This is a genomic window from Salegentibacter salarius, from assembly GCF_900168265.1.
GTDB lineage: Bacteria > Bacteroidota > Bacteroidia > Flavobacteriales > Flavobacteriaceae > Salegentibacter > Salegentibacter salarius.
In genome coordinates, this window is record NZ_FVZF01000042.1 from 1 (window position 1) to 4,986 (window position 4,986).

The 4,986-nt window shown below is 34.0% G+C and carries 4 protein-coding genes; 2 read left to right on the forward strand and 2 right to left on the reverse strand.

From position 1 onward, the window contains the following. Positions 1 to 142: 142 nt before the first annotated feature. Positions 143 to 1,267, reverse strand: a complete 1,125-nt coding sequence (gene xerA / locus B5440_RS15340) for a site-specific tyrosine recombinase/integron integrase (RefSeq protein WP_070054990.1) — start codon at positions 1,265 to 1,267, stop codon at positions 143 to 145. Between the two features lie 96 nt (positions 1,268 to 1,363). Between xerA and B5440_RS15345 the strand changes: the two genes are divergently transcribed. Beyond that, a complete protein-coding gene (locus B5440_RS15345) occupies positions 1,364 to 1,747 on the forward strand; it encodes a hypothetical protein (RefSeq protein WP_070054989.1) in 384 nt (127 codons plus the stop codon). Positions 1,748 to 2,690: 943 nt separating this feature from the next. Beyond that, on the forward strand, positions 2,691 to 3,047 hold the full coding sequence (locus B5440_RS15350; RefSeq protein ID WP_070054988.1) for a BfmA/BtgA family mobilization protein: 357 nt from the start codon (positions 2,691 to 2,693) through the stop codon (positions 3,045 to 3,047). Between the two features lie 550 nt (positions 3,048 to 3,597). Here the strand turns inward: B5440_RS15350 and B5440_RS15355 are convergent. Continuing rightward, complete coding sequence (locus B5440_RS15355) at positions 3,598 to 4,839, reverse strand: site-specific integrase (protein ID WP_070054991.1); 1,242 nt, start codon at positions 4,837 to 4,839, stop codon at positions 3,598 to 3,600. Positions 4,840 to 4,986 lie beyond the last annotated feature (147 nt).

A 4,986-nucleotide genomic window follows, 5' to 3' on the forward strand; every position in this document is an offset into this window, starting at 1 on the left:
CTCTTTTACTAATTTCCTCTTTTCTCTATCCTTTTCCTTGACGTTAGCCGAAGAAATTAATGAAGTTTCTTCATTTGGAGAATTGTGCCCAACGTACATATAAATGCAGTATTACATTTATATCTATTATGTCTTTACCTGACTAATCTAGTGGATTTTTGATCTTTAAAAAAATATTTGTAGCCACGTGCGTGTAAATCTCTGTTGTTTTGGTGCTTCTATGCCCTAGCAGTACCTGGATATATCGTAAATCGGTTCCATTCTCTAAGAGATGGGTTGCAAAAGAATGTCGTAACATATGAGGTGTCACTCGCTTCTTGATCTTCGCTTTTTCAGCAGCATTTCTCACTATACAAGAAACACTTTCGGGACTATAGGCTTTCCTGCCCGGGCCTTCAAACAAAAAATTAGTCGGTCGCCATTCTTTATAGTATTTTCGTAGATCACCAAGTAATTTTTCGCTTAAGATTGTAAACCTATCTTTATTTCCCTTGCCCGATCTTACCTTAATCACCATTCTCTTACTATCAATATCTTCCAATTTTAAATTTAAGAGCTCAATTCTTCTTAAACCGGCCGAATAAAGCAAACTTACTATACATCGGTGTTTTATATTATTAGTATGCTCAATAATAGCCATTATTTCCTCTTTAGCCAGAACCTTCGGCAGTTGTTCAATAGGTCTCGGACGTTCTATGGCATAAAACCTATTGGGCATTTCCAGTACCACTTCATAATAGAATTTAATAGCATTAATGGCCTGGTTAATATAGGAATGAGAAAAATCCTCTCGTATCAATTTCTGAAGATACAATCTTATATCCTCTTCGTTCAAATCCTTTATCTCCCTATCACTATAATGATTTATGAATGTTTCGAAACAAGAAACATAGGTTTTGATCGTGCTATCGGCATAACGTTTCAATTCTAACTTTTTCAGGTAACTTCCAGGGCAATATCGCCTTCCGCTCACCTCTTCCCTATTTTGGAGTTGTTGAATGTTCACAGGTTCTTCCTCGCGTCCAAAACTTGCCTTAGCATAAAAATGGTTGCAATTAATCCAGGCAACCCCTCGGAAGGTCTTAAAAATAAGCTCCAGGTTCTCTGGTGTGTTTAAAATATAATTCATGCGAAACTTCTCACTCCATTGTATAGCTGGTAAGTTGTCCACCATCGCCTGAACTACTTTATCGCTAAAGAACTTTAATCCTATACATTTTTCCTTATCAATGATTAAATTCTTTAATGTAATATACTTCCTATCCATATGGCCTGCTCATTTATTGTTATATAAATGTAAACAGACTTAAACCCTAAAACGTTTATTATCCGTATATTATACGACTAAAACGGCTTTGTTATTTTGGAAACTAAAAAATACTGTCTGGCCTGTAATAAAAAACTGGAAGGCCGTCCAGATAAAAAGTTTTGCGATCCCTATTGCAAAAGTGCCTGGCATTATCAAAAAACCAAAGAAGGAGCTGCCGGATTTTATGCAAAAGTAGACCGTCAATTAAAAACTAATAGAAGAATTTTAAAAAGTTTCAATAAAGCGGGAAAAGCTACGGTTAGAGCTGACATTTTAAAACAACACGGCTTCGATCCTAATTTCTTTACGCACTATTGGAAAAACAGCAAAAAGGAAGTTTACCTTTTTGTATACGAATTTGGTTTTCTAACCAGGTATGAAAACGGAAAAAAGAAATATGTCCTTGTAACCTGGCAAAACTATATGGAAAAAACTTAAAATTTATATTGATCGTATTATTGATGTCCCAAATTTATTCCTTCTGTTTTTTCATCCAAAATTGAAAAATTTACAAGGCTTCGCCACGGTCAATAACATTGATGTACTTGAAAAAATTCTAAATCTTCTATTTCTAATTCCCGGGTATAATATTATGACCAATACTAGTAGGAAATAATTTATACCTAAAAAACTCTGGAATATTTTGGAAATCGTATCTATCTACAAGGTTTGATTTCATTCTAATCGAGTTCACTTTAAAATTAAAATAGAGTAGGGAATCCAAATCTATAAATTATCAGCTTGTAGTTTAAGAAGATTATTTTATAGTTATTAACAATATATTAAGAAGAAAAAGTAGAATTGAATAATTTTTGGAGTTAAATCATCTGTTTCACATTCCATTCAGCACTTTAGCCTTAGGTACCTCCAGGCTAAAAAGCTTCATTCAACAACAACCGAACACAAGTGAAAAACCACCACCTTCCACTCCCCTACTTTCACAGAAAATGCTGAAACACTTCATTCTCGTTTCTGGTTTTCCACATAAGTCCTTGAAATGGATTATATAAAAATTTAATTACGTCTCCAGCTTCTTTTCTCCACCTTCATTTATATAATTCTCATTTATTCCCTCTTATCTCTATAATAAATACAGAAAGTTTTCTTTTGAAATCTTAAAAAAGAGGATTCACTTTTTCTTCATCAAAAGCGCTATTAAATTGAATTTAATAGTTGAAGTTTTTGTCCCTGTGGGACGAAAAGGTAAAGCAAGAGGGTAACGGGCAGAGCCACGTTACATATACCTTTTCGTTTTTATCTTTCTGATTTTCAATTATTTAAAAATAACAGAAATATTATAAAATTATGGATTTACTGGTTTTAGGCTCGTAAGTCCTGTAAAATGGTTCAAAAAACCAGTAAACCTTAAAAAAACTGAATTATGAAAGCAGTTAAGAACATTACTATTGAAAAGAAAACGGCCGAACGCTTTCAGCAATTTTCTCGAACACATTACAAAACACATTCTGAAGCATTGGCCGGAATGCTGGATTTTTTCTTTTACAATGAGATTTCTCCCAAAGAAAATTTTGGCCCTACCGGCAGACGAATTGAAAATATTATCAAGAAAAGAATCAATGCAGTGATCGCAATTACGAAGGATATGGAAAAGCATAAAGTGAACCCCACTTTGGCTATTTTGATGTCACTTATGGAGGCAGCAGATCCTAAAAATAATTACGCAAATCGGAAAAGGGATTATGAAGAAGACGATACCCATCCCGATTTTTATAAATAATTTACCGATCAAAATTTTAGCTCTTTTTCTTTTAAAACCTCTTGCTTACCGCCTTCCCTTTTGCTGCTAAAGGAACCAGCTTTGAAATTAACCGGAGCGCATAAATCGCCGGGCTATTTATAGCTCCTCTATAATTTCAAAGCTTGAATATGCAAGAGCATCAAAAGGTAATGCGAAGGCGCTGAAAGAAGTAAATGAAAAGACGGACTCAAAAACTGTCATTTCTATCTACTTTTTGCTCCTTTTCGACGTCAAAAAGGAAAATGCTCCAGATGAAAAAAGTAAATGTTAAAAAAGCAATCATTTTATTTAGTGTCATTTAGTTGATTTTGTGATCTTGAAGGAAGCTTTTTAAGTTTTATATTTTCAAAATATCCCAAATGACATCAAATTTAATGTTACCAAAAAAATCACACTTAAGTATTTTATAATCAATTTATTACATGTTTTTCAAGTGCTTAATTGTCCATTTTTTGGACTAGTTATGACAAATACTTATATACCTTGATTGCCAGGTTAGCTCAAGTAATAATTCGGTTCAGAATTACAATTAAGCCTTTCCCCAGAAATTTTTGGAATTTAAACGATCTTTCAGAATAGCCATATCATCACTGACCTTTTTATCCAAAATCTTTGCATAGTGTTGTGTAGTCTGCAGGTTTTTGTGTCCCAGCATTTTGCTAACACTCTCAATAGGAACTCCGTTGGAAAGGGTTACGGTCGTAGCAAAAGTATGCCTGGCCAAATGGAATGTAAGGTTTTTGTTGATGCCACAGAGATCCGCTACTTCCTTAATATAAGCATTCGTTTTTTGATTGCTAAAAATTGGAAGTAAACGCTTTTCACTTACCTGGGGATGTGAAGAATATTTTTCCAATATAGCCTCTGCTACCGGAAGAATTGGAACGCTGCATCTGGTCTTAGTTTTTGTTCTCTTAGTTTTTATCCATCTCTTACCATCAATACCAATAACCACTTCTTTTTCTGAGAGTTTTTTAACCTCAGCATAACTAAGCCCTGTGAAACAACTAAACGTAAAAATATCTTTAATCAAACCCAGCCGCTCATTCTTAATTTCTTTGGAAATTAAAGCCTGAAGTTCACCTTCTGTTAGAAACTCCCGGTCTACCACCTTTAATTTCCCCTTCCAGTTCTTAAAGGGATCTTTAATTATCCATTCGTTTAATAATGCTATACGAATGATCTTTTTAAAATTTGTTATGTATTTGATCGCTGAATTATGCGCACAGTTTCTCTCGGTTTTTAAGTAATATTCAAACCCGGTGATAAATTTATGATTTACATCTTGTACGGGAATATCTGAAGATTTGTATTCTTTCTTAATATATCCTTCAACGTGCTTTTTAGCCGTTCTATACCTTTCGGCAGTTCCGGCTGCAAAATCTTTACCTACAAGTCTATTCACCCGATCATTATGCTCCTGAAAAATATCTAGAAGCATCCTTTCCTGGGCTTCTTTTTTCTTGTCTTTTCCAAGGTAGGTATCTATAATATCCTTAGAGGAGAAAATTTCACCTTTGTCCAGCAGTCGCTGATGAGCATGATAGATATCGTTTTCAACTTTACTAAGAAATCTATTAATAGCTTTAGCTTGATCCGAATTACCCGTTGCTTTACCAGAAGCCGGGTTCCATAGTGAAAGTGGTACTTCACGTCCTGTTGTAGTAACAGCTCGTTTACCATTGACGGTTATTCTGAAGTATAATATTCCAGAATCCGGTTTAGCTTTACTTTTTCTTAAGTAAAAGAGGTGAGAAAATGTTGTATTCATAACTATATATAGGATCATTCTCAAAAGTTGTGTGTGAATTGAAATATTAGTTTGATTTTTGTTTTCTAAAAGCGGAAGCATTGGATCCATATATAGACCTACTCAAGATATTATTACCAGAATTATTAATCACCCATTTTGATCTTA

Bases quoted from the DNA above. Each gene is read 5' to 3' on its own strand.
- B5440_RS15350 (WP_070054988.1), top strand. From the start codon at position 2,691: ATGAAAGCAGTTAAGAACATTACTATTGAAAAGAAAACGGCCGAACGC.
- B5440_RS15355 (WP_070054991.1), bottom strand. From the start codon at position 4,839: ATGAATACAACATTTTCTCACCTCTTTTACTTAAGAAAAAGTAAAGCT.
- xerA (WP_070054990.1), bottom strand. From the start codon at position 1,267: ATGGATAGGAAGTATATTACATTAAAGAATTTAATCATTGATAAGGAA.